Below are 23,416 nucleotides of genomic sequence, written 5' to 3'. Positions count from 1 at the left end.
GCTAAAGTTTTTCCCTTTCGACAGGGGGCGGCGATAGCCTAGTGTTGGGCGGAGAAACCAGCCACCCGAGATCCGATCATGCCCGACCTTCGCTCCAAGACTTCCACCCATGGCCGCAACATGGCGGGCGCGCGGGGGTTGTGGCGCGCGACGGGGATGAAGGACGACGATTTCGGCAAGCCGATCGTCGCGGTGGTCAACAGCTTCACGCAGTTCGTGCCGGGGCACGTCCACCTCAAGGACCTGGGCCAGCTGGTCGCGCGCCAGATCGAGGCGGCAGGCGGCGTCGCCAAGGAATTCAACACCATTGCCGTCGATGACGGGATCGCCATGGGGCACGACGGGATGCTCTACAGCTTGCCGAGCCGTGACCTGATCGCCGACAGCGTCGAGTACATGGTCAACGCCCATTGCGCCGACGCGATGGTCTGTATCTCCAACTGCGACAAGATCACGCCGGGCATGCTGATGGCCGCGATGCGGATCAATATCCCGGTGGTGTTCGTCAGCGGCGGACCGATGGAGGCGGGCAAGGTCGTGCTCGACGGCAAGGAAGTGGCGCTCGACCTGGTGGACGCGATGGTTGCCGCGGCCGACGAAAGTTACACCGACGAGCAGGTCGCCGAGATCGAGCGCTCGGCTTGCCCGACCTGCGGATCGTGCAGCGGCATGTTCACCGCCAATTCGATGAATTGTCTGACCGAGGCGCTCGGCCTCTCGCTGCCCGGCAACGGCTCGACACTGGCGACCCACGCCGATCGCAAGCAGCTGTTCGAGCGGGCGGGGCGGCTCGTGGTGGCTCTCGCCAAGCGTTACTATCACGAGAATGACGAGAGCGTGCTGCCGCGCTCCATCGCGACCTTCGAGGCTTTCGAGAACGCGATGAGCCTGGATATCGCCATGGGCGGTTCGACCAACACCGTGCTTCATTTGCTGGCAGCCGCACACGAGGCAGGCGTCGAGTTCACCATGTCGGACATCGACCGGCTCAGCCGCAAGGTGCCGTGTCTATCGAAGGTCGCCCCGGCAAAGAGCGACGTCCACATGGAGGATGTCCATCGCGCCGGCGGGATCATGGCTATCCTGGGAGAACTGGAGAAGGCGGGCCTCCTCCACACTGCCTTGCCGACAGTGCACAGCCCGACCATGGCCGACGCGCTCGACGACTGGGACATTGGCCGCACCCAGAACAACAAAGTGCGCGAATTCTTTTCCGCAGCGCCGGGCGGCGTGCCGACGCAGACGGCCTTCAGCCAGGATCGCCGCTGGGCCGAGCTCGATCTCGACCGCGAGGGCGGCGTGATCCGCAGCGCCGAACATGCATTCAGCCAGGATGGCGGGCTCGCCGTTCTCTATGGCAACATCGCGCGGGACGGTTGCATCGTGAAGACCGCGGGGGTCGACGAGAGCATCCTGACCTTCTCCGGCACTGCCAAGGTCTACGAGAGCCAGGACGATGCGGTGACCGCGATCCTGACCGGCCAGGTGGTCGAGGGCGACGTGGTCGTCATTCGATATGAAGGCCCGCGCGGTGGGCCGGGCATGCAGGAAATGCTCTACCCGACGAGCTACCTCAAGTCGAAGGGCCTGGGCGCGGCTTGTGCGCTGCTCACCGACGGGCGCTTTTCGGGCGGAACCTCCGGCCTGTCGATCGGCCACGTGAGCCCCGAAGCAGCCGAAGGTGGCGAAATCGCGCTGGTGCGCGAAGGCGACCGGATCGACATCGACATACCCAACCGGATGATCCATCTCGCTGTGAGCGACGAGGAACTGGCGGAGCGCCGTGCAACGCAGGAGGCGCGCGGCGACGAGGCGTGGACGCCGGTGGAGGACCGGCCGCGCAAGGTTTCGCCGGCCCTTCGTGCCTATGCCGCGATGACCACCAGCGCCGCCAGGGGCGCGATCCGCGACGTCGACCAGCTCAGCCGGTGAGCGCTCGCCTCGACCAGGTTCTGACGGTCGAGCAGATGCGCGCCGCGGAGGCCGAATTGGTCGACGAGGGCGTTTCGGTGGACGAATTGATGCGCCGCGCGGGCGAAGGCGCCGCCCGGTGGGTCTGGCGGATATCCGGTGGGCGCCCGGTCACGGTGCTCTGCGGTCCCGGTAACAATGGCGGCGATGGCTACGTCATCGCCCGAAGCCTTAGGCACAGCGGCTGCGACGTCACCGTCGTATCAGCCTTCGATGCCAAGGACGGAGCGGCTGCCCGGGCGCGAGAGAGCTGGGAAGGCGAAATTCGCGGTACGGGCGAGGGCGTGCGCGGCGAAGTACTGGTCGATTGCCTGTTCGGCTACGGCCTATCGCGCGGGCTGTCCGATGAATTGCAATCGCTGCTGCAAGGCCTTGCGCAAACACACCACAAGCTTGCTGCCGTCGATGTGCCGAGCGGAGTCGAAAGCGACAGCGGCAGAGTGCTTTCCCCCATTCCGCACTATGATTTGACGCTGGCACTGGGCGCATGGAAGCAGGCGCATTGCCTCATGCCTGCGCGCTCGAAGATGGGGCGGCTCGAACTGGTCGATATCGGCATAGGCGAGGTGGAGGGCGCGGCGCATGTCGTCGAGCGGCCCCGCCTTTGCGCTCCAGAGCCCGATGCGCACAAGTACACGCGCGGCCTGCTGACGATCGTGGCGGGCGAAATGCCGGGTGCAGCCATGCTGTCGGCCAAGGCGGCCATGCGCGCAGGCGCAGGCTACGTGAAGCTGCTGAGCGATCATTCTCATCCCGATGCACCTGCGGGTCTCGTAATCGACGGGGCCGAACTGGCCGATCTGCTGTCGGACGAACGCATCGATGCCATCCTCGTTGGGCCGGGCCTCGGTCGGTCGGATGCCTCGCGAGCACGGCTTGTCGCAGCGCTGCAAGCAGACTGTGCCAAGGTTCTCGATGCCGATGCCCTGCATCTGCTCGACAAGCAGGTAATGGACGGGACCGATGCGTCGCGCATTGTCGTAACGCCCCATGAAGGCGAACTGGCGAAGCTGTCCGAAACCTTCGGAGTCCGCGCCGACAGCAAGCTCGATTCCGCCCGCCGACTGGCTGAGGCAAGTGGGCTGACCGTCCTAGCCAAGGGGGCCGACACCATTCTCGCAGCGCCCGGCGAGCCTGCCCAGTTCTTTCCGCCGGCATCTAGCTGGCTATCGACCGCGGGAACCGGAGATGTCCTTGCCGGAATCGCCGCGAGTAGGCTGGCGCATCATGGCGACCCGGCGCAGGCTGCGCGCGAAGCGGTCTTTCTCCATTCGGAGGCGGCGCATTTGTGCGGCCCCGCTTTCACAGCCGACGATCTGGCGGAAACCGTCTCGAGCGCCTACGCGCGCTTCCTGTGAGCACTACCGAAACGATCATCCGCATCGCCGCGAAAGGCGATGGCGTCACGGCATCCGGCCGCCATGTTCCCGGCACGGTGACGGGCGACCAGCTTGCCTCCGACGGGTCGATCGAGCGCGGGCCGCACCACGTCGATCCGCCGTGCCGTCATTTCCCGCAATGCGGTGGATGCCAGCTCCAGCATGCCGACGAGGAGGCATTGCGGCAATTCGTCACCGCACGCGTCGTCGATGCTGCCGCAGGGCAAGGTGTCACGAGCGCCGAAGTGCTGCCCGCGCATCTCTCCCCGCCGCGCAGCCGGAGGCGTGCAACCCTGCATGCCGCCAACGCGGGAGGCGGTGTCGTGATCGGCTTCCGTGAGGAAGGCTCGCACCGGATTGTGGCGATGAAGGAATGCCATATCCTGCGGCCGGAGCTGTTCGATCTGGTCGCTCCGCTCAAGGCCATGCTCGCGCGGCGGAAGGGCAAGCTCGCGGCCGATATCTCGTTGACGCTGATCGACCAGGGAGTGGACTGCTCCATCAAGGGCCTGTCGATGGACGGTCTTTCAGAAACCGAAGCGATGCTCGATTTCGCGCGCGACAATGGTCTGGCACGGCTCACGGTCGATCTGGGCTATGGCCCGGAGGCGGTGTGGGAGCCGGAGCCGGTGACCGTCAGCCTCTCGGGCGTTCCGGTCGGATTTCCGTCGGAAGGTTTCCTGCAGGCGACGCAGGATGGCGAGGATACCCTCGTCGACTGCGCGCGCCAGTGGCTTCCGGCGGACGGCATCATCGCCGACCTTTTCTCCGGTCTGGGCACCTTTGCTTTTGCGCTCGCCGATGGGCGCAAGGTTCTCGCCGCCGAAGCCGCCCAAGACGCCTTCCTCGCTTGCAAATCCGCCGCCGGCCGCAGCGGCAATCGCGTCGTGCCGGTCCATCGCGATTTGTTCCGTAATCCCCTGATGCCGGAGGAACTCGACCGGTTTTCCGGCGTCCTGCTCGATCCGCCACGCGCGGGGGCGAGGGAGCAGATTACGCGGATCGCCGAAAGCGCGGTGGGCAGCGTGGTTTATGTCAGCTGCAACCCGGCGAGCTGGGCGCGCGATGCGGCGCGGCTCGTGGAAGGCGGATACCGCCTCGAACGGGTCAAGCCGGTGGGGCAATTCCGGTGGTCGACCCACGTCGAACTCGCCAGCCAGTTCGTGAAGTAATTCAGTCCGTTACGAGCTTCATCTCGATGAAGGCGAGCAGCGCGCCATAGGTTTCCAGCATCTCGCCGTCGATTTCGTCATCGTCGATCGTGAAGTCGAAGCGATCCTCGATCTCGGTCAACAGAGTGGCAACCGCCATCGAATCGAGTTCGGGGAGGTGTCCGAAAAGACCGGTATCGGCCTCGAAGTCCGCCACCTGTGCCTCGTCGAGCGCAAGCGTGTCGACGAGCACGGCCCGCAAGGTGTTGTCGGTCGCGGCCCGACTAGGCGGCAGCGCCGCGTCCATGTTCGATGATGCAATCTTGCCGGTCATCGCGTGTCGCTTTGCTCCCATGTTGCGGCGCGCCGGCGCGCAATACAGACCGGCACGAGACGCTGCAAGGCGCTTGCATCCAAGCATTTGTGCGGGGATAGCCAAGGTTAAATGGTTGCACTCGATCCCACCCCCCGACCTCTCGACCATCTCGCCCTTCGCGGAGCGGGTAATGCGCCAGCACTCGTCCTGAAAGACCGCGTGCTGACCTATCGCGAACTGGAAGAGCGTACGGCTGGACTGGCTGCCTGGTTGCGGGGCGCGATACCGGAAACGGGCGGACGGGTCGCCAGCTGGCTCGCGAAGACCGAAACGGCCTGTCTCCTGCCGCTCGCCTGCGCACGGGCAGGGCTGGTCCATGTTCCGATCAATCCGCTGCTCAAACGCGCTCAGGTCGCGCACATCCTGGCCGACAGCGGTGCAAGCCTGCTGATCGGGACGGAGGCGCGACTTGCCAGCCTGGAAGGCGACGATCTGCCGGAAAGCTGCAGCGCGATGGGCGAAAAAGACCTCGCGCTCGCTTTGCAGGCTGTCGATGAAAGGCTGGACCCGTCGCAGGCGAATGTCGACGATCTGGCGGCGATCCTCTACACCAGCGGATCAACCGGCCGCCCGAAGGGCGTCATGCTCAGCCATGCGAACATGTGGCTCGGCGCGGTAAGCGTTGCGCATTATCTCGAACTCGCGAGCGATGACGTCACGCAGGCAGTCCTGCCGCTCAGCTTCGATTACGGACAGAACCAGTTGCTTTCCACATGGTATGCAGGCGGCAGTGTCGTCCCGCTCGACTACCTGTTTCCCAAGGACGTCGCCAAGGCGTGCGCGCGCCACGGTGTCACGACGCTGGCAGCCGTTCCGCCACTGTGGACACAACTGACGGAAATCGACTGGCCGATAGAAGCGGTCGCTTCGATGCGGCGCCTGACCAACAGCGGTGGTGCGCTCACGCCCCGGCTGATCGACGCACTCGCTGGCATCTTCCCAGACAGCGACATCTATCCGATGTACGGCCTGACCGAGGCCTTCCGCTCGACCTATCTGCCGCCGGACCTCGTCGCCGATCATCCGACCAGCATGGGCCGGGCGATACCGTTTGCCGAGGTCCTCGTAATCGATGATGATGGCAGGCAGACCGCAGACGGGCAGGAAGGCGAACTCGTCCATTGCGGACCGCTGGTGGCACAGGGATACTGGCAGGACCGGGCGCGCACGGCCGAACGGTTCAGGCCTGCCCCGCAGTCTTCGGAGTACGGCGGAACGGCGGTCTGGTCGGGCGACCGGGTAATCCGCGATGCCGATGGATTGCTGTATTTTGCCGGACGGCGCGATGCGATGATCAAGACGTCCGGCAACCGCGTCAGCCCGCAGGAGATTGAAGACGCCGCGCTTGCCAGTGGCTTCGCGCGCGAGGCGGTGGCGCTCGGCGTCACTGACGACAGGCTCGGACAGGCGATCCATCTGGTGGTGCGCGGCGATCCGGCGGACGAGGTTGCGCTTGCGAAGCATCTCTCGGGGGAATTGCCCAATTTCATGCAGCCTAGGGCGTTCCACTGGCGCGAAGCCATGCCGAAGAATCCCAATGGAAAGGTCGACCGGGTGGCGCTGCAACTCGAAATCGCGCAGGAAGCTTTGGCATGAAACCGCTCGGCCCGATCCCACCCGGCTTTGTCTCCCGCGATGGCGAACTGGTGATTGGCGGCGGCAAGGTATCCGATCTCGTCGCGGAAGCAGGCGGCACGCCGCTGTTCGTTTATGCACGCGACCGGATCGCCACCCGGCTGAGCCATCTGCGAGCGGCCATGCCTGCGCGCGTCGGCATAAACTACGCGATCAAGGCCAATCCCTTCGAGCCGCTGCTGTCGTACATGCGCGGGCAGGTCGACGGCTTCGACATCGCCTCTGGCGGAGAACTGCAGCTGGTCGAACGGATCGGCATCGATCCCGCCAAGGTCAGCTTTGCCGGTCCCGGCAAGCGCGACGATGAACTCGAAGCAGCACTGGTCGCGGGCGTCACGCTCAATTGCGAAAGCGAGGGCGAGGCTGCACGCACGCTTGCCATCGCCGAAAGGATCGGGCGCACGCCCCGGATGGCGGTGCGGGTCAATCCCGATTTCGAGCTCAAGGGCTCCGGCATGAAGATGGGAGGCGGGGCCAAGCCCTTCGGCGTCGATGCGGAGCGCGTCCCCGCACTTGTCCGCTCGATCATCGAGGGCAGGGCGGAATGGCGCGGTTTTCACATCTTCACCGGCAGCCAGGCCTTGTCGGCCGACGCGATTATCGATGCTCAGGCCAATGTCCTCGATCTCGCCGCGCGCTTGTCGGACGAAGTCGGCATACCGTTGCCCAAGCTCAACATGGGCGGCGGGTTCGGCATTCCCTATTTTCCCGGCGATAGCCCGCTCGACATCGCTGCCGTGGGCGAAGCGCTTCATGGACGTCTCGCGGATCTGCCGGCATCGCTCGCCCGCACCGACCTGTGCCTCGAACTCGGGCGATACCTGGTGGGAGAGGCCGGAGTGTATCTGACCCGCGTGATCGATCGCAAGGAAAGTAACGGAGTGACCTATCTCGTCACCGATGGAGGCTTGCACCACCAGCTTGCCGCCTCGGGCAATTTCGGGACAGTGGTTCGCCGCAACTACCCGGTCGCGATTGCGAGCCGTTTTGCAGCCGAGCCAGCCGAAGAGGTCAACGTGGTCGGGTGCCTGTGCACCCCGCTCGACCGGCTTGCCGATGCCGCAGAATTGCCGTACGCCGACGTCGGCGATCTGGTCGCGGTGTTCTGCGCCGGGGCTTATGGCGCGAGCGCTTCTCCCGCCAGCTTCCTCGGTCAGGGTCCGGCGCGCGAGATGCTTGTCTAAAGCCGATCTTTACGCTTGGCCGCTACGCCGTGCGGCATGGAACTCGACCCGTGCCATCTCGATCGAATGCTCGCCGAAGGCGAAGCGCAACTGGACGCCCTGCGCCTGGGCCTGGGTTCTGACGGCAATGCGGAAATCCGCGCGCGCATCGAAGCGCTCGAAGCCCGCATCGACGAGCAGCAGCAGGTGCTGCGCCATACCTTGACCATGCTGATCGAGTGGATCGAGGGACAGGCAGCCGGCTGAAAAAGCGCAGGGCGAGACACGCGCCTCGCCCCGCTGTTGCCGCCTAGCGCGCGTCGACCAGCACCACTTCGGCGTCCTCGATGGCCTCGACGACGATCTCGCTTTCGCCGGTGATCGCAACGCCATCGCGCGGATTGGCTTCGACGCCGTTCACCCTGATCTTGCCGGTCGGTGCGACAAGGTAGGGATGACGGGCAGCTTCGGTCGACCACGTCGCAGTTTGGCCCGCCTTCAGCGTCGCCGCCGCGATCCTGGCATCGGCGCGGATCGATAGCGCATCGCCTTCGTCAGGCGTGCCGCTGGCGAGCACTTCGAATCCCCCGTCGCGATTGGCCTTGGGAAATTCGCGCTGGCCCCAGCCGGGCGCTTCGCCGCGCCGATCGGGAATGATCCAGATCTGGAACAACGTGGTCGCTTCGTTCTCCAGGTTCACCTCGGCATGGGTGATCCCAGTCCCGGCGCTCATGACCTGGACGTCACCAGCCGCCGTGCGGCCCTGATTGCCAAGCGAATCCTTGTGCGTGATAGCGCCCGTGCGCACGAAGGTGACGATTTCCATGTTGTCGTGCGGATGCGGCGGGAAGCCGCTTTGCGCCGCGATCGTGTCATCGTTCCAGACGCGGATGGCGCCCCAGCCCATGCGCTCGGGATCGTGATAGGAGGCGAAGCTGAAATGGTGACGGGCGTCGAGCCAGCCGTGGTCGGCGTGGCCGAGCGAGCCGAAGGGTCTAACGTCGATCATGGGTAGTCTCACATCGGCGGGGAGAGTTTGTCCGCCGGAATGACGATGATATGGTGTTACGCCCGCCGCGTTCAAGAGACCCCGTGGCCGAGTTCCATGTAGTCCTTGCTCTGCATTTCCTTCAGGCGACTGACGGTGCGCTCGAACTCGAAGGCGCCATCGCCGCTTACGTAGAGGTCTTCCGGCTCCGCTGCGGCGGTGGCGAACAGCTTGACGTTGTTCTCGTAGAGCGCGTCGACGAGCTTGGTGAAGCGGATCGCCTCGTTGCGGTTTTCCGGCCCCATGCGCGGGATGCCGACGACGATCACCGTGTGAAACGCCTGCGCGATGGCCAGATAGTCGGCCGCTCCGCGGTTCTCGCCGCACAGCCGCTTGAAACTGAAAACCCCGACACCCTTGAGGCTTTTCGGTACATGGAGCCGGCGCCCGCCGGCCAGGTCCAGTTCGCCGCTGGGGACATGCTCGGCATCTTCGGGCTTGTAGTCGGTCAGGCGGAAAAACGCCTCGCGCACCTGTGCCGTGGCCCCGTCTCCAAGCGGCGTGTGCCAGCTGTCTAGATCGCCGAGCCGGTCGAGCCGGTAATCGGTCGGGCCGTTCAGCTCGATCACGTCGAGCTGCGCCTGCACGAGGTCGATGAAAGGCAGGAAGAGCGATCGGTTCAGCCCGTCCTTGTAGAGATCGCGGGGAGGGCGGTTTGAGGTGGTAACCACGGTCACGCCCTCGTCGTGGATCAGGGCGGTGAACAGCCGGCTCATGATCGCCGCATCGGCGGTGTTGTTGACCACCATTTCGTCGAAGGCGAGGCAACGCACGCCTTGCGCGATGCGGGCGGCGACAGGCGCGATCGGGTCGCCCGTTTCCTTGGCACGCTCCTCGCGGATCAGGCGATCGACTTCCAGCATGAAGGCATGGAAATGGACGCGGCGCTTTCGTTCGATCGCCAGCGTCTCGACGAACAGATCCATCAGCATCGACTTGCCGCGGCCGACACCGCCCCACATGTAGATCCCGCGCGGAGGTGCGCTCTCGTCGGAACCGAACAGCGACGACAGCAGGCCGCGTTTTGCGGGCCTCGTCTCTTCCAGTCGGGTCTGGAGAGCATCCAGCGCCTGCGCCGCTGCGCGCTGTGCCTCGTCCGGCTTCAGTTCCCCGCCATCGACCAGGGCATCGTAGCGGGCGAGCATTCCGGTCATGCCGGCATCATCGTGGCAGGAACTTGCGCACGATGCCCGAATACGCCGCGACGCGATCCTCGCCCTGCACGACCTCGCCACGCACGAACACCAGCTTGCCGGTTTCGCGCATGATCTCCGTCACGGCATCGAGCGGGCGCGCCGGATCGCCGCCGCCGATGAACTGGCTGGAAAGTTCCAGCGTTACCGACGGGCCGGCATTGCCGGTTCCGATCGTGTGCATTGTCGCGAACAGTGCGATGTCGATCAGCGACAGGGTGATCGCGCCGTGGATGATCCCCTGGAGGTTGGTGTGCCTGCGTTCCGGAAACATCCGCAGGCGGCATTTGCCGTCTTCGTCGACACGGGTGATGAGCTTGCCCATGACGGCCGCGTTGAACAGCGTCTCGTCGCGCAGGTTCCAGTTCCGCCAGCCCGGATTATCCGGGTCGGGCCCGTGATCGAATACCTCGTCGCGCAATGCCATGCCGCGATCAGATGGCCCGTTCGGCGATCATCTTCTTGGTTTCCGCGATCGCCTTCGCCGGGCTGAGACCCTTGGGGCAGACGTTGGCGCAGTTCATGATCGTGTGGCAGCGGTAGAGACGGAAAGGGTCTTCGAGACTGTCGAGCCGCTCGCCCGTCATCTCGTCGCGGCTGTCGGCCAGCCAGCGATAGGCCTGCAACAGGATCGCGGGGCCGAGGAACTTGTCGCTGTTCCACCAGTAGCTCGGGCAGGCGGTCGAGCAGCAGGCGCACAGGATGCACTCGTAAAGGCCGTCGAGCTTCTCGCGCTGTTCCGGGGTTTGCAGACGTTCCTTGCCGCTCGGCGTGGGGCTGACGGTCTGCAGCCAGGGCCGAATGGAGGCATATTGCGCGTAGAAATGCGTGAAATCGGGGACCAGGTCCTTGATCACGTCCATGCTCGGCAGCGGGGTGATGCGGATCTCGCCATTGAGGTCCTCGATCGCGGTCGTGCAGGCGAGCCCGTTCTTCCCGTTGAGGTTCATCGAGCATGACCCGCAGATACCTTCGCGGCAGGAGCGGCGGAAGGTGAGCGTGGGGTCGATCTCGTTCTTGATCTTGAAGAGGGCGTCGAGAACCATCGGTCCGCAATCGTCGAGATCGATTTCGAACGTATCGTAGCGGGGGTTTTCGCCGCTGTCGGGATCGTAGCGATAGATCTTGAACTTGCGGACACGCCCGCCGCCTTGCGCGCGATGTTCGCGCGTCTTGCCGGTGATCTTGGAATTCTTCGGAAGCGTGAATTGCGCCATGGGTCGACCGTGATCCTTTGCTGTGCGCCCCTCTCTAGCGTCTCGTGCGGCGAGGGCAAGCGTGGCAGCAATGCTTTTAATGCCAGTGGTCTTGAACGCGGCGCAACGCCGCGCCAAGGGTGCGGTCGATGAAGCGCCTTTACGCCCTATACGATCTCGACAAGACGGTGCTGCGCCATGCCAGCTTCACTCCATTCCTGATCTTCGCTGCTCGCCGCCGGTCGCCGCTGCACGTGGCCCTGCTGCCGCTGTGGGTGCTGGCGATGGGCGGCTACAAGCTCGGGCTGTGGTCGAGGGGGGCGCTCAAGCAGTTCGGCCTTCGCCTGATGGTCGGACGGCTCGCCAATGATGCACAGGCACTCGCGCTCGGCAGGGCATATGTCGACCACATCACACCGGGATGGATCGCGCCGGGCGCTGCGCGCGCGATCGATGCGGACCGCGCCGAAGGTCGCGAGCTGTGGCTGGTGACGGCAGCGATGGCGTTTTATGCCGAAGAGATCGGCCGGCGGCTCGGCTTCGATCGCGTGATCGCGACCGGGCACGAGGTTACGCGTGACGGTCGTGTGCTGCTGCGCGGCGACAATTGCTACGGCGCGACCAAGGTTGCCCGCATGGAGGAAGCGCTCGCCGAAGAAGGCGTGACCCGGGCCGAGGCCGATTTCGTGTTCTACTCCGACAGCGCGAGCGATGCGCCGCTGTTCGACTGGTCGGACCGCGCGGTGCTGGTCAATGGCTCGGCGAAAGCTCGCCGCAAGGCCCAGGGCAGCGGATGGGAAGTTGCGACCTTCTATTGACGGCTAATTCATCCGGCGCATTCGCTCGACGATTTCGGCGCCGATCCGATCGAAGCGATCCTGCGAGTAACGCTCCAGCACGCGGCCTCGCGCGGCAGCGCCAAGTGCGGCAAGGCGCTCCGGTCGGGACAGCAGATCGCGCAGTGCTGCCGCAAGTGCCGGGACATCGCCGACCGGGACGACCCGCCCCATCTCGCCATCGTGAACGGTGTGCGGCATCTCCCCGGTCGCGCTGACCAGCACCGGCAGGCCGGCCTGCATGGCCTCGTGTGCCGCGATGCAGAAGCCTTCCCGCCGCGATGGCTGGAGATAGAGGCGCTGCGCGGCGAGAAATGCGCGGGGGTCCGAGGTGAAGCCGGAGAAATGGACCGACGTCACGCCCAGTCGCTCGCACTGCTCCCTCAAGGCCTGCTCCTGCCCGCCTTCACCGGCGATGGCGATCTGGAAGGGGACTGGGGGCACGAAGCCTTCCGCCTGCAACTGCGCCAGGGCATCGATCAGGAAATCGTAGCCCTTTGCCTTGTGCAGTCGGCCGAGGGATCCGATCCGGAGTGTCTCGCCGTTTTGCCAGGGCGCGGCTTGCGGTGCGTCCGGGTCAGCGAAGAAGATCGGCCAGGTGACCAGGTCGGCAGCAGCCACATCGAGCCGTTGCTCGGTGAGCCGCGCAACCTGCTCGGAATCGGCGATCCACAACCGCGAGGCACCTGAGTTCCAGCGCAAGAGCCGCTCGTTCCAGAGCTTGAGAAAGGCATTGTGCTGCCAGCTGACCACTGGCAGCCCCAGCCGCTTGCCGGCGAGCTGGCCGAGAAGCGTCGCGCGCGACAGCGAAGTCCAGACATGCGTCGCTCCGATTTCCCGCGCCTGCGCGACAATCCAGCGGTAGGCTGCGAAGTGATCCTTCTCGCCGCCGTCACGCACATGCACATGGTAGCCCGCGCGCTCGATCGGCGGAATCGCCTTACCGTTGCGCCGTAGCAGCGCCCCGAGCCTTACCTGCGCGCCGGCAGTTTCCAGCGCGCGCATGATCGCGGGGAGGGGGGAAGCCGCGCCGCCTCCCTCCATCGAATTGATGACATACAGGATGCGGACATCGCTCATCCGAGCCCCTCCTTTTCCAGGAAATTCTCGATGGCTTGGGCGGCACGCCGGCTCGATGGTTCGCCGGAGATGGAGAAAGTATCCTCGACCATCTGCCGTTGCGTAGGCAGGAAATCCGCATGCGTGGCGATCGCCTCGTCCACCGTCTCGAGAATGCGCGCAGGATCGGTGCATACCGGTCCCGCGTTCCAGTGGGCATGGTTCGGATCTCCATGCCAGTGCGTTTGGTGCGCATCGAGGTGGACGACAGGGCGCGGCCGGAAGAGAAATTCATAGACCTGGCTGCTGGCATCGCCGAGGTAGATATCGGCAAGGTTGGTATAGCTCATGTCGCTCGATGCCGGGCTGCCGCGATCGACGAGGATGTTGGAAGCCTCGATCGCTTCTGCGGGAACTTGCGGCACACGAGCGATGGCTGGCGGGCTGATCGTCACCACCCGGCTTCGTTCGAAGAGCATGACATGCGGCGCGAAAACGAGGTTGTATCGCTCGCTCGCGGCAAAGCGTCGCAGGACTTCCGGGCCGAAGCGATAATAGCTCGAGAGGCGCGGCGAGGGATGGGGTGCATAGAGCACGATAGGCAGATCCGGATCGGGAAACGGGTTGGCGATGCGGTTGTCGCCATGCAGGTCGAACTTGGAATAGCCGACGATTGCCAGCTGGGCCGGATCCACGTTCGCTTCTGCGACCAGCCGCCGCGCGATCTTCTCGCCGGAGACGAGAGTCAGGTCGAACTCGCGCGCTTCCCGCCCGAAGCCGATCGCCCGATCACCCGCCCCGTGGCGCGTGTGGATCATCCGCAGGTCCGTCAGCCCGTAGCGCGACTTGAGCAGCAGCGAGGTCTTTTCGCTGGTAACGAGCGCATCGAACGAGCGAAAGAACTCGATATTGTCGCGATAGAGCAGCAGTTTCCGTGCCGGAACGACGGTGTCCAGCCAACTGGCCAATGCCCTCGATGTCGCGCGATGGAGGGACAGCCGTTCGACCGGGACCGACTGGCCTGCCTCACGTACCAGAGTCTCGACGTGTACGGCCATCTGCTGCGTACTCGCGGCGAGAACCACATCATGCCTACCAGCCGCACGCAGTTGCAGGGCGATCGGAAGGCTGTGCGCCACCTGATGGAACTGGTCGTGGTTGAAGAGAAACAGGACCCGGGCCATCGCAGCGCGCTCGCTATCGCAATTCGGTACCGCCTGCCACTGGTTAAGCGTAAAACTGCCACGCTCTGGCGCGCTGACGGGGCATTTTTACATTTCGCACTTGCAGCAAAACGAAAATGCCCGATATCGCGCACACTCGGAACCGATGTCCCAATATCCCACTCTTCCGGCGTTCGACGCTCTGGTGCTGGCTGGATCGCGCGCCGAAGTGGATCCCATGGCTCTCATCGACGGGTATCGGCACAAGTCGCTGATCGAGGTATCCGGCCAATCCATGCTGGAAAGGGTCGTCACGGCATTGCGCCAGGCTGGCGCAAAGCGCGTGCTGGTGTCGTGCAACCATCCCGACGTCGTGGCGCGCGCACTGGAACTGGGCGCGGAAATCGTCCAGCCCGCAGGCGGGCCGAGTGCCAGCGTGCTCAACGCCCTCGACAAGACAGATCGCCCGCTGATCGTTACCACCGCAGACCATGCGCTGCTCCAGTCGGACTGGGTCGTCAGTTTGATGGAGGAAACACCGCGCTCGGCAGACTTTTCGCTGATGTTCGCGCGCAGTGAAACGATCGAGAAAGCCGTGCCGGGCAGTAAGCGGACCTACTACAAGTTCGCCGATGGCAGCTGGTCGGGCTGCAACCTGTTCTACCTGCGAACACCCGCCGCCCGCGCGGTTTTCGAACTGTGGCGCTCGGCGGAACGCGATCGCAAGAAGCCGTGGAAGCTCGTCGCACGCCTGGGATGGCGCAATCTCTTCGATTACCTGTCCGGCAAACTCACCGCTGCCCAGGCCATCGCGCGCGTCGGTGACCGTATCGGAGTGCGGGCCAGCGTGGTCTGTGCCCAAGACGGCCTTGCTGCCGTAGATGTCGACAAGCCGGAAGATCTGGAGGCCGTGCGGCTGATGCTGGCACCGCAGGCGCCGCAAGTCGCGCTCGGCTGACTCCCGCAAATCCTGTTGCCAATCCCCGTTTAGCAGCTAGCCTGTCCACTCGGTCGCGCGTGTCTGGGAGACCACGCAATGGGTTTGGCGGATTGGTGGAACCGGCATGGCGTGCCGCGAGTCATCGAATGTGCATGCGGGATGCCTGCGATCGCGAGTTTGCGGGAACGAGTGGTGCCGCTTGCCACGGGCAGGGTATTCGAAATCGGCTGCGGCGGCGGTCTCAACCAGCAATATTACAAGCGTGACGCGGTTTCCCTGTTCGCGGGCATCGATCCCAATGCAAAACTGCTGGAAAACGCGCGCACCCGGGCGCGCGCAAACGGGTGGGATACCGAAATGAAGGAAGGGGTGGGCGAAGACATTCCGTTCGCGTCATCAACCTTCGACAGCGTCGTATGCACCTTCACCCTGTGCTCGGTACAGGACGAAACGCGGGTGCTGAGCGAACTCAAGCGCATCCTGAAACCGGAAGGCCGCCTGATCTTCCTCGAACACGGGCGTTCGCCCGATGCGAACGTCGCGCGCTGGCAGGAGCGGATAGAGCCGGTGTGGAAGCCCTTCGCGGGCGGGTGTCACCTGACCCGGCCCGTCGGCGGTTCGTTGCGCGGGGCGCTGTTCGATGTCGAGCCGCTCGGCCAGAAATACATCAAGCGCACGCCGAAGTTCGCAGGCTGGGTCGAATGGGGTGTCGCGCACAAGCGCAATTGACGCCTCAGAAGGCGCGCCTACCGCCGATCGGCAGAATCCACGCATTGGTTTCGCCATACTGCTGCTCCAGCGCGGCCTTTCGGAACCGCTCCGGTGCTTCGAACGGGTCTTCCGGCGTCAGCATTACGGTGCCCCAGTGCATGCCCAATGCGGCATTCGCACCCAGGTCGCGGGCGATCGCAATTCCTTCTTCCGGCGTCGCATGGCTTGCCTGCATGATGGAGCGGGGCTCGTAGGCCCCGATACCGACAATCGCGAGATCGTAGGGGCCGTCGCGTTCGCCGATCTCGCGAAATACCGGCCCGGGCGCGGTGTCCCCGCCGAACCAGACCTTGCGCTCGTTCGAGAGGAATGAGAAACTCGCCCAGAGGGTGCGGTTTCGATCGAATGGCCCGCGGCCCGAGAAATGGACGGCGGGAAGGCATTTCACCGTCAGCTCGCCGAACACCTGTCGCTGCCACCAGTCGAGTTCGGTGACCTGCTCGTAGCCGAGCTTGCGCATCAGCTTGCCGACGCCGAGCGGGCAGATCACCGGCGTCTCGGCTCGCCAGCGATAGGCGCGCAGGGCCTTGGCATCGATGTGATCGTAGTGGTTGTGGCTGATCGCGATGAGATCGAGCCTGGGCAGCGCATCGGCGCTGACTGCCGGCGGTATGAACCGCTTTGGCCCCAATCCGGCAGGTCCCGCGGTTTCGCTCAGATAGGGATCGGTCAGGATCAGCTGGCCTGCCATCCGCATTGCGAAACAGGCATGGCCGAGCCAGGCGATCTCGTTTTCATGCAGCTGTGCGAGACTCAGCGGGTTCGCCGCTAGATGGCCGGCAGGGATCGGGGGCACACTCGCCCGCCGCATGTCGACGAACAGGAAGCGTAACATGTCGCGCAGACCTGCCGTCTGGCGGGGGCTGCCGGGCGGATTGCGAAAACCGCCGCCAAGCCGGTGGTGAGCCGGTACCTCGACGGCGGTCTCGCTTCTCGTCATTCGCCGAAGGTGCGTTGCCACCAACCGCGGCGCGGCTTGTCGTCCTGATCGTCGGAGCCGCTGTCCTGGGACACCGGTGCCGCAGATTCATCAGTTTGATCTGCTCCGACTTCAGCCACCGCCGGCGCTGCGGCATCGGCGGACTTGGCAACCGTTTCGGGCTCTTCCGCCTTGTCAGTCTTGTCGGCTTTCTTAGCGCGAGGCTTGCGCGGCTTGGCCACCGGCTTTTCCTCGTCGCTAGCGTCAGCAATGGCCTCCGCCTCGGCTTCAGCCTTCTTCTTGCGAGGGGCGCGCTTTGCCTTCGGCTTTGCCTCGGGCGCGGCATCTTCCCCTGCAACCGGCTCTGCAGCCGCTTCGGCGTCGGCCTTTTTCTTGCGCGGAGCGCGCTTCTTCTTCGGCTTAGCGTCTTCCTCGGCCGCAACTTCCGCGGTCTCGGGAGCGTCTTCAGGACCGGCGACGACCGCCATGTCCTCGACGATCTGTTCCGACACCTGCTCCAGGTTCGCAGCGTCTTCCGCGGTCACGGTCTCGTTGCCGTCTCCGTCGCCATCGGCCATATCCCGACCTCGTCCGCGACGTCCACGGCCGCCACGGCGACGCCGCTTGCGGGGCTTGTCGTCGCTGTCCGATGAATCGTCGGAAGCGCTGTCGGAGCTATCGCTTCCCTCGCCGTCGTCGCTGTCGTCGCCATCGTCCGAACCATTGTCGTCGCCGTCGCGTTCGTCGCGGCTGCGGTTGCGGTTGCGACCGCCACGACGCCGCCGGCGCTTCTTCTTCGGCCGGTCGTCCTCGTCCTCGTCGTCGGCCAGATCTTCGGGCTCATCGACCTCGGGCTCGTCGTCTTCCTCATCGACGATCGGATCGAACTTGGGAGCTGCGGTCGGGCGGGGTCCGCTGCTGCGCACACCCATCTTCGCGCCTTCGTCCTCGCCTTCGGGAAGGACTTCGACCGAGACATTGTAGCGATCCTCGATTTCGCGCAGGTCGGCGCGCTTCGAGTTGAGCAGGTAGATGGCGGCCTCGGTGCTGGCGGACAGCGTGATGAGCGATCCCTTGCCCTTGGCTGCCTCGTCCTCGATCAGGCGCAGCGCCGACAGGCCGGCCGACGATGCGGTCCGGACAAGGCCGGTGCCGTCGCAATGCGGACATTCGCGGGTTGTCGCCTCGAGCACGCCGGTGCGCAGACGCTGGCGGCTCATTTCCATCAGGCCGAAACTGGAGATCCTGCCGATCTGGATGCGTGCACGGTCGTTCCTGAGCGCATCCTTCATGCACTTTTCGACCTTACGATTGGAGGAGTTGTACTCCATGTCGATGAAGTCGATCACGACGAGGCCGGCCATGTCTCGCAGCCGCAACTGACGGGCGATTTCCTTCGCCGCTTCCAGATTGGTCGCGAGCGCGGTCTGCTCGATCCCGTGTTCCTTGGTCGAGCGGCCCGAGTTGATGTCGATCGAGACCAGCGCCTCGGTCGGGTTGATGACGAGGTAGCCGCCAGACTTGAGCTGGACCACCGGGTCGTACATCGCGCGCAGCTGGTCCTCGGCGCCATAGCGCTGGAACAGCGGGACCGGATCGGAATAGGCCTTCACCCGCCGGGCGTGGCTCGGCATCAGCAGCTTCATGAACTGCTTGGCCGACTTGTAGCCTTCCTCGCCCTCGACGACGACTTCCTCGATCTCGCGATTGTAGATGTCGCGGATGGCGCGCTTGATGAGATCCGAGTCCGAGTGGATCAGCGTCGGCGCGGTCGAGGCGAGCGTCCGCTCGCGGATCTCGTCCCACAGCCGTGCTAGATAATCGAAGTCGCGCTTGATCTCCGGCTTCGTGCGGCTGAGGCCGGCGGTGCGGACGATCAGCCCCATCGACTTGGGCAGGCTGAGATCGGACACGATGCTCTTCAGCCGCTTGCGGTCGCCGACATTCGAGATCTTGCGGCTGATGCCGCCGCCATGGCTCGAATTGGGCATGAGCACGCAATAGCGGCCGGCAAGGCTGAGATATGTGGTCAGCGCCGCCCCCTTGTTGCCGCGCTCTTCCTTTACGACCTGGACCAGCAGCACCTGGCGGCGCTGGATGACGTCCTGGATCTTGTAGCGGCGACGAAGCTCAAGGCGCTTGGCGCGCAATTCGTCGGCCTGCTTGGCCTTGCCGCGACCGCCGCCCTGGCGACGGCCCTTGCGCCGGCCGCGACCGCGCCGCTGGTCGGACTTGCGATCTTCGTCCTCGTCTTCGTCTGACGCGTCGTCTTCGCTGCCGTCGACCTGGCCTTCCTCGATAGTAGAGACGTCGTCCTTCTCGGAAGTGTCGATTTCCTCGACACCTTCGTCGTCACCGGCGAGATCGTCGACCAGGGCGTCCGAGCTTTCCTCGTCGTCCTCGTCTTCGTCGCCGTTGTCGTCGAGATCGTCACCGGCGTCCTCGCCGTCGTTCTCCTCGTCGTCCTCGGCTCGAAGCATCGCTTCTTCTTCGGCGTGCGCCGCTTCTTCGGCGAGCAGCGCCTCACGATCCGACTGGGGGATCTGGTAATAGTCGGGGTGGATTTCGTTGAAGGCGAGGAAACCGTGCCGGTTGCCGCCGAAATCGACGAATGCGGCCTGCAACGAGGGCTCGACCCTCGTGACCTTGGCTAGATAGATGTTACCCTTGATCTGCTTGTGATCAGCAGATTCGAAATCGAATTCTTCAATCCGGTTGCCCTTGAGCACTGCCACCCGCGTTTCTTCCGGGTGGCGCGCATCGATCAGCATACGCGTTGCCATTAAATATTCTCCATGCGCCTGGCGGCCGTGGAACCACGGCCTGCTCTCGACGCGAATTGTATGAAGGGCCGACCGGCCGGATGGCTGGTGCGGCTTGAACGGACCGGCATGCGCGCTCTGCCGCGACTGGCCGGAATGATGTGTCTGCATCGCAGAGAATGCGGGATATCCACGCTGCCCTGCCGGCGACGCGCAGGAGTTCGCCGGAATGCGGCGCCTGCGGTTGCGGGAGGAGGCTTCTCATCGGTGCGTCAACCTGTCGTAAGGTCCGGGCGAGGGTGCCCGGCGCGGGGTATCGACGGTGTGCCATCGATGGGCGGAGCGCTAGCACCCCCGGTTTTGATGAGCAACCATATTGCACAAATGCAACGCATCCTTCTAACCCATGCGGGCAATGAAACTGCGCATCCAGCTCGGCCTCGTCATCGCCCTGATTGCGGCAGCGCTGCTGGGCCTCGTGGTGACCGGAACGCGGATCACCGTTCCCATCTTTGGACGCGACTATGTCCTGCGGTTCGCGATCGAGGAGGCGAAGGCGCCGGCAGAACTTCCGCGCGTTTCCGGCCCTGCCGGCGATGCCTATCCGCTGGTCGTGCTCGATCCGGGGCATGGCGGTTTCGATTACGGGGCGACCGGGGATGGCTATCTCGAGAAGGACCTGGTCCTCGGCCTTGCCAATGCCTTGCGTCAGCGGTTGCTCGAGGCGGGCGATGTACGGGTGGCGATGATCCGCGACGACGACAGCTTCGTGCCGCTCGAGCGCCGTCCGCAGATCGCGCGCGAGCTGTCGGCCGACCTCTACATCTCGATCCATGCCGATTCCGCCGGCGAGCAGAGCGACGTCTCGGGGGCAAGCATCTACACGCTGTCGAGTTCGGCATCGAGCGCGGCTGCGGCGCGCTTCGCGGCGCGCGAGAACGCGTCCGGTGCCGTCAACGGTGTGGACCTTGGCGGTCGCAGCGCGGCGGTAAACGACATCCTCGTCGACCTGTCGCGCCGCCGCACGCAGGAGGAATCGGTCGCGTTCGCGCAGCTGATCGAGCGTTCGGGCCGCGGACAGATCGAGTTCCACCCGCAGGTGCAGCGATCTGCCTCGCTGATCGTGCTGCGTGCCCCCGACATCCCCTCGGTCCTGTTCGAATCGGGTTTCGTCACCAACGCGCGCGATGCGCAGCGCCTCGCTTCGCGCGAAGGACAGGAGCGATTTGCGCAAGCAATGGCCTCGGCTATCAGGACGCATTTTTCGCGTAAACTTTCCAGCAATGTGGCTGGCGATAGATGAGCCACGCATGCTAGGGCACCGCCCACGATGACCGAACTCGCCGATCTCGAATACCTCCGCTATCGCCTGCGTCGCGACCCCGCCATTCTGTGGCAATGGTTTCTTGCGCGCTGGCGGGAAAGCCGCCTGTTCAAGGTCTTCGCCGTTCTATTCGGCCTCGGCGCGGCCATCGTCATCATCGGCTGGACCGTGCTCGCGAGCAATCTGCCCGACGCCGACCGGCTACTGGATTACGAGACGCCGCTGCCGACGATGGTGCGCGGGATCGACGGCGAGATCGTCCATTCCTACGCGCGCGAACGGCGCGTCCAGTTGCAGTACCAGGATTTCCCCTCGCAGCTGATCGAGGCTTATCTGGCGGCAGAGGACAAGACCTTCTTCAGCCACGGCGGCGTCGATATCACCGGCACGCTGGGCGCCGTCGTCGACTATGCCACGAAATACGGCTCGGGCGAGCGTGCGGTCGGCGGCTCGACCATCACCCAACAGGTCGCCAAGAACCTGCTGCTCGGCGACGAATACTCGGTCACCCGCAAACTGAAGGAAATGCTGCTCGCCCGCCGGATCGAGAGCGTCCTGTCCAAGCAGGAAATCCTGACGCTGTATCTCAACGAGATTCCGCTCGGCCGGCGCAGCTTCGGCGTGCAGGCCGCCTCGCGCGCCTATTTCGACAAGGACGTCGGCGACCTCGAGCTGCACGAAATGGCCTTTCTCGCGATCCTGCCGAAGGCGCCGGAACGCTATGGCCGCAAGAAGAACGAAGCGCTTGCCATCGAGCGCCGCAACTTCGTGCTCGACCAGATGGCATCGAACGATTTCATTACCGACGCGCAGGCTGCCGAAGCGAAAGCGCGGCCGCTGGGGCTGGGCGCCTTGCGTTCGGCCCATGCCTCGGTCGATGCCGGCTACTTCCTCGAGGAAGTGCGCCGCGAGCTGATCGAACGCTTCGGAGAGACGGCCGAGGACGGCAAGGATTCGGTCTATGCCGGCGGACTGTGGGTGCGCACCTCGCTCGATCCGGAGTTGCAGGATGCCGCGCGCAACGCCCTGCGGGCAGGCCTGCTGCGCTATCATGGTGGACGTGGCTGGACGGGCCCGATTGCCACCCTGAAGATGGAGGACGGCAATTGGCAGAGCCAGCTCGTCAGCTCCTACCTCGGGATCAATTACGAGGACTGGCGCGTGGGTGTCGTGACCCAGCGAACGGGACAGAGCGCGACTATCGGATTTTCCGATGGCGAGGAAAAGCCGCTGACCGGCCTTCCCGACGCTCTCAAGACGGGCGATGTCATCGTCGCCTCGCCCTCGGGCAACGGTTACCGCGTGCGCACCGTGCCCGAAGTATCGGGCGGATTCCTCGCCGAGAAGCCCCAGACGGGGCGCATCGTCGCGATGCAGGGCGGGTTCGATTCGCGGCTCAGCGATTTCAATCGCGCCACCCAGGCCGATCGCCAGCCGGGCTCGACGATTAAGCCCTTCGTCTACGCGACCGGCCTCGACAGCGGGATGACGCCCGCGAGCGAAGTGCCCGACCAGACGTTCTGCGTCTATCAGGGCGCTGCCCTGGGAGAGAAATGCTTCCGCAACTTCGACCGCGGCGGGGGCGGGGTGCACACGATGCGCTGGGGCCTCGAACAGTCGCGCAACCTGATGACGGTGCATATCGCCGACGAGGCGGGAATGACCAACGTCGTCAAGACCTTCAAGCGCGTCGGCATCGGCGACTACGATCCCTATTACTCCACCGCGCTCGGTGCGGGCGACACGACGGTTCGCAAGATGGTCAACGCCTACGCGGCGCTCGCTAATCACGGACGCCAGCAAGCGGGCACGACGATCGATTACGTGCAGGACCGGCGCGGAAAGGTCGTTTGGCGCGCCGACAACCGCAAGTGCACCGGCTGCAACATGGCGCAATGGGACGGGCAGCCGATGCCGCGCTTCAAACCGGCCGGCCAGCAGGTCCTCGACCCGCGCACTGCTTTCCAGGTCGTGCACATGCTCGAAGGCGTGGTGCAGCGCGGCACCGCGACCGTCCTTCGCGATCTCGATCTCCCCCTGTTCGGCAAGACGGGCACGACCAACGGCCCGACCAATGTCTGGTTCGTCGGCGGATCGCCGGACATCGTGGCGGGCGTCTACATGGGTTTCGACCAGCCTCGCAGCCTTGGCGGCTATGCCCAGGGCGGGCGGCACGCCGCGCCGATCTTCAAGCAGTTCGTGCAGGAAACGCGCGAGAAATGGAGCGACGAGCCCTTTGTCGCACCGCCCGGCATCCGCATGGTCCGCATCGACCGCCGCTCTGGCAAGCGCGTATTCGACGCCTGGCCGACGGACGAGCCCCTCGCCGGGGTCATTTGGGAAGCCTTCAAGCCCGATACCGAGCCCGATCGCAGCACCCGGCAGGACGAGATCGCATCGCGTCGCGACGAGATTCTCGAACTGATCCGGGCCGCGCGCAATCCGGTTCGCAGCGGGCGGAGAAGCGGCCGCGCCGATGAACCTGCCGATTTCGTGGAAGACCAGGGCGGCATCTACTAACCGCCGCTTA

Annotated in this window: 20 protein-coding genes; 11 read left to right on the top strand and 9 right to left on the bottom strand. The window is 64.8% G+C overall.

All coding sequences use genetic code 11. The features are described 5' to 3' along the window. The first annotated feature begins 78 nt into the window (after positions 1 to 78). The 3 genes from ilvD to GRI48_RS02225 are packed head-to-tail and all read left to right on the top strand — an operon-like array spanning position 79 to position 4,522. The gene (ilvD, locus tag GRI48_RS02235) at positions 79 to 1,932 is read left to right on the top strand and encodes a dihydroxy-acid dehydratase (RefSeq protein WP_160670795.1); all 1,854 of its coding nucleotides are present in this window, start codon (positions 79 to 81) and stop codon (positions 1,930 to 1,932) included. Then, entirely contained in the window at positions 1,929 to 3,329 is a 1,401-nt protein-coding gene (locus GRI48_RS02230) for an NAD(P)H-hydrate dehydratase (RefSeq protein WP_337190752.1), read from the top strand. The genes ilvD and GRI48_RS02230 overlap by 4 nt, the downstream gene beginning before the upstream one ends. Beyond that, entirely contained in the window at positions 3,326 to 4,522 is a 1,197-nt protein-coding gene (locus GRI48_RS02225; RefSeq protein WP_160670792.1) for a class I SAM-dependent RNA methyltransferase, read from the top strand. Before GRI48_RS02230 ends, GRI48_RS02225 begins: the two co-directional genes overlap by 4 nt. A gap of 1 nt (position 4,523) precedes the next feature. Here the strand turns inward: GRI48_RS02225 and GRI48_RS02220 are convergent, their stop codons facing one another. Further along, complete coding sequence (locus GRI48_RS02220) at positions 4,524 to 4,835, bottom strand: acyl carrier protein (protein WP_202389171.1); 312 nt, start codon at positions 4,833 to 4,835, stop codon at positions 4,524 to 4,526. A gap of 111 nt (positions 4,836 to 4,946) precedes the next feature. Here GRI48_RS02220 and GRI48_RS02215 point away from each other — a divergent pair, with 111 nt between their 5' ends. From GRI48_RS02215 to GRI48_RS02205, 3 genes are read left to right on the top strand one after another with little or no spacing between them, the layout of a single operon-like run. After that, positions 4,947 to 6,473, top strand: a complete 1,527-nt coding sequence (locus GRI48_RS02215) for an acyl-CoA ligase (AMP-forming), exosortase A system-associated (RefSeq protein WP_160670789.1) — start codon at positions 4,947 to 4,949, stop codon at positions 6,471 to 6,473. Then, positions 6,470 to 7,696 carry a pyridoxal-dependent decarboxylase, exosortase A system-associated gene (locus GRI48_RS02210; RefSeq protein ID WP_160670785.1) on the top strand — a complete coding sequence of 409 codons (1,227 nt, stop codon included), beginning with the start codon at positions 6,470 to 6,472 and terminating at the stop codon, positions 7,694 to 7,696. The genes GRI48_RS02215 and GRI48_RS02210 overlap by 4 nt, the downstream gene beginning before the upstream one ends. A gap of 36 nt (positions 7,697 to 7,732) precedes the next feature. Next, entirely contained in the window at positions 7,733 to 7,942 is a 210-nt protein-coding gene (locus tag GRI48_RS02205) for a hypothetical protein (protein WP_160670782.1), read from the top strand. Positions 7,943 to 7,985: 43 nt separating this feature from the next. On the opposite strand, the gene GRI48_RS02200 is transcribed toward GRI48_RS02205, so the two are convergent. The 4 genes from GRI48_RS02200 to GRI48_RS02185 all read right to left on the bottom strand — a co-directional run bounded on the left by GRI48_RS02200 (position 7,986) and on the right by GRI48_RS02185 (position 11,133). After that, positions 7,986 to 8,684 (bottom strand): pirin family protein, encoded by a 699-nt coding sequence (locus tag GRI48_RS02200; RefSeq protein WP_160670779.1) that lies wholly within the window; start codon positions 8,682 to 8,684, stop codon positions 7,986 to 7,988. A 71-nt stretch (positions 8,685 to 8,755) separates the two neighbouring features. Then, positions 8,756 to 9,877, bottom strand: coding sequence for a cell division protein ZapE (zapE, locus tag GRI48_RS02195; RefSeq protein ID WP_160670776.1), 1,122 nt, complete (start codon positions 9,875 to 9,877; stop codon positions 8,756 to 8,758). Positions 9,878 to 9,884: 7 nt separating this feature from the next. Then, positions 9,885 to 10,343 carry a PaaI family thioesterase gene (locus tag GRI48_RS02190; protein WP_160670773.1) on the bottom strand — a complete coding sequence of 153 codons (459 nt, stop codon included), beginning with the start codon at positions 10,341 to 10,343 and terminating at the stop codon, positions 9,885 to 9,887. Positions 10,344 to 10,350: 7 nt separating this feature from the next. Beyond that, positions 10,351 to 11,133 (bottom strand): succinate dehydrogenase iron-sulfur subunit, encoded by a 783-nt coding sequence (locus GRI48_RS02185; RefSeq protein ID WP_160670770.1) that lies wholly within the window; start codon positions 11,131 to 11,133, stop codon positions 10,351 to 10,353. Between the two features lie 128 nt (positions 11,134 to 11,261). On the opposite strand from GRI48_RS02185, the gene GRI48_RS02180 reads away from it, so the two are divergent. Further along, complete coding sequence (locus GRI48_RS02180; RefSeq protein ID WP_160670766.1) at positions 11,262 to 11,930, top strand: HAD family hydrolase; 669 nt, start codon at positions 11,262 to 11,264, stop codon at positions 11,928 to 11,930. A gap of 3 nt (positions 11,931 to 11,933) precedes the next feature. On the opposite strand, the gene GRI48_RS02175 is transcribed toward GRI48_RS02180, so the two are convergent. Both GRI48_RS02175 and GRI48_RS02170 read right to left on the bottom strand, forming a co-directional pair. Further along, complete coding sequence (locus tag GRI48_RS02175; protein ID WP_160670763.1) at positions 11,934 to 13,028, bottom strand: glycosyltransferase; 1,095 nt, start codon at positions 13,026 to 13,028, stop codon at positions 11,934 to 11,936. After that, positions 13,025 to 14,191: a hypothetical protein gene (locus GRI48_RS02170; protein WP_160670760.1), complete on the bottom strand. Its 1,167-nt coding sequence runs from the start codon at positions 14,189 to 14,191 to the stop codon at positions 13,025 to 13,027. The genes GRI48_RS02175 and GRI48_RS02170 overlap by 4 nt, the downstream gene beginning before the upstream one ends. A gap of 145 nt (positions 14,192 to 14,336) precedes the next feature. On the opposite strand from GRI48_RS02170, the gene GRI48_RS02165 reads away from it, so the two are divergent. After that, positions 14,337 to 15,128, top strand: a complete 792-nt coding sequence (locus tag GRI48_RS02165; protein WP_160670757.1) for a nucleotidyltransferase family protein — start codon at positions 14,337 to 14,339, stop codon at positions 15,126 to 15,128. 78 nt (positions 15,129 to 15,206) lie between these two features. Then, the gene (locus GRI48_RS02160) at positions 15,207 to 15,839 is read left to right on the top strand and encodes a class I SAM-dependent methyltransferase (RefSeq protein WP_160670754.1); all 633 of its coding nucleotides are present in this window, start codon (positions 15,207 to 15,209) and stop codon (positions 15,837 to 15,839) included. A 4-nt stretch (positions 15,840 to 15,843) separates the two neighbouring features. On the opposite strand, the gene GRI48_RS02155 is transcribed toward GRI48_RS02160, so the two are convergent. After that, a complete protein-coding gene (locus GRI48_RS02155) occupies positions 15,844 to 16,821 on the bottom strand; it encodes an MBL fold metallo-hydrolase (RefSeq protein ID WP_160670751.1) in 978 nt (325 codons plus the stop codon). Then, positions 16,818 to 19,583 (bottom strand): Rne/Rng family ribonuclease, encoded by a 2,766-nt coding sequence (locus GRI48_RS02150; protein WP_160670748.1) that lies wholly within the window; start codon positions 19,581 to 19,583, stop codon positions 16,818 to 16,820. Before GRI48_RS02150 ends, GRI48_RS02155 begins: the two co-directional genes overlap by 4 nt. Positions 19,584 to 19,977: 394 nt before the next feature. On the opposite strand from GRI48_RS02150, the gene GRI48_RS02145 reads away from it, so the two are divergent. Both GRI48_RS02145 and GRI48_RS02140 read left to right on the top strand, forming a co-directional pair. Beyond that, positions 19,978 to 20,865, top strand: a complete 888-nt coding sequence (locus GRI48_RS02145) for an N-acetylmuramoyl-L-alanine amidase family protein (protein WP_160670745.1) — start codon at positions 19,978 to 19,980, stop codon at positions 20,863 to 20,865. A 27-nt stretch (positions 20,866 to 20,892) separates the two neighbouring features. Beyond that, a complete protein-coding gene (locus GRI48_RS02140; RefSeq protein ID WP_160670742.1) occupies positions 20,893 to 23,406 on the top strand; it encodes a penicillin-binding protein 1A in 2,514 nt (837 codons plus the stop codon). Positions 23,407 to 23,416: the final 10 nt, after the last annotated feature.

It is taken from the genome of Qipengyuania oceanensis (genome assembly GCF_009827535.1).
Lineage (GTDB): Bacteria > Pseudomonadota > Alphaproteobacteria > Sphingomonadales > Sphingomonadaceae > Qipengyuania_C > Qipengyuania_C oceanensis.
This window is presented reverse-complemented; position numbering and strand designations above follow the sequence as displayed.

What these genes read in the sequence shown, in the direction of transcription:
- GRI48_RS02220 (WP_202389171.1), bottom strand. Translation starts at nt 4,835, where the DNA reads ATGACCGGCAAGATTGCATCATCGAACATGGACGCGGCGCTGCCGCCT.
- GRI48_RS02180 (WP_160670766.1), top strand. Translation starts at nt 11,262, where the DNA reads ATGAAGCGCCTTTACGCCCTATACGATCTCGACAAGACGGTGCTGCGC.
- GRI48_RS02175 (WP_160670763.1), bottom strand. Translation starts at nt 13,028, where the DNA reads ATGAGCGATGTCCGCATCCTGTATGTCATCAATTCGATGGAGGGAGGC.
- GRI48_RS02160 (WP_160670754.1), top strand. Translation starts at nt 15,207, where the DNA reads ATGGGTTTGGCGGATTGGTGGAACCGGCATGGCGTGCCGCGAGTCATC.
- GRI48_RS02205 (WP_160670782.1), top strand. Translation starts at nt 7,733, where the DNA reads ATGGAACTCGACCCGTGCCATCTCGATCGAATGCTCGCCGAAGGCGAA.
- GRI48_RS02165 (WP_160670757.1), top strand. Translation starts at nt 14,337, where the DNA reads ATGTCCCAATATCCCACTCTTCCGGCGTTCGACGCTCTGGTGCTGGCT.
- GRI48_RS02215 (WP_160670789.1), top strand. Translation starts at nt 4,947, where the DNA reads ATGGTTGCACTCGATCCCACCCCCCGACCTCTCGACCATCTCGCCCTT.
- GRI48_RS02140 (WP_160670742.1), top strand. Translation starts at nt 20,893, where the DNA reads ATGACCGAACTCGCCGATCTCGAATACCTCCGCTATCGCCTGCGTCGC.
- GRI48_RS02145 (WP_160670745.1), top strand. Translation starts at nt 19,978, where the DNA reads ATGAAACTGCGCATCCAGCTCGGCCTCGTCATCGCCCTGATTGCGGCA.
- ilvD (WP_160670795.1), top strand. Translation starts at nt 79, where the DNA reads ATGCCCGACCTTCGCTCCAAGACTTCCACCCATGGCCGCAACATGGCG.
- GRI48_RS02185 (WP_160670770.1), bottom strand. Translation starts at nt 11,133, where the DNA reads ATGGCGCAATTCACGCTTCCGAAGAATTCCAAGATCACCGGCAAGACG.
- zapE (WP_160670776.1), bottom strand. Translation starts at nt 9,877, where the DNA reads ATGACCGGAATGCTCGCCCGCTACGATGCCCTGGTCGATGGCGGGGAA.
- GRI48_RS02200 (WP_160670779.1), bottom strand. Translation starts at nt 8,684, where the DNA reads ATGATCGACGTTAGACCCTTCGGCTCGCTCGGCCACGCCGACCACGGC.
- GRI48_RS02170 (WP_160670760.1), bottom strand. Translation starts at nt 14,191, where the DNA reads ATGGCCCGGGTCCTGTTTCTCTTCAACCACGACCAGTTCCATCAGGTG.
- GRI48_RS02155 (WP_160670751.1), bottom strand. Translation starts at nt 16,821, where the DNA reads ATGACGAGAAGCGAGACCGCCGTCGAGGTACCGGCTCACCACCGGCTT.
- GRI48_RS02150 (WP_160670748.1), bottom strand. Translation starts at nt 19,583, where the DNA reads ATGGCAACGCGTATGCTGATCGATGCGCGCCACCCGGAAGAAACGCGG.
- GRI48_RS02190 (WP_160670773.1), bottom strand. Translation starts at nt 10,343, where the DNA reads ATGGCATTGCGCGACGAGGTATTCGATCACGGGCCCGACCCGGATAAT.
- GRI48_RS02210 (WP_160670785.1), top strand. Translation starts at nt 6,470, where the DNA reads ATGAAACCGCTCGGCCCGATCCCACCCGGCTTTGTCTCCCGCGATGGC.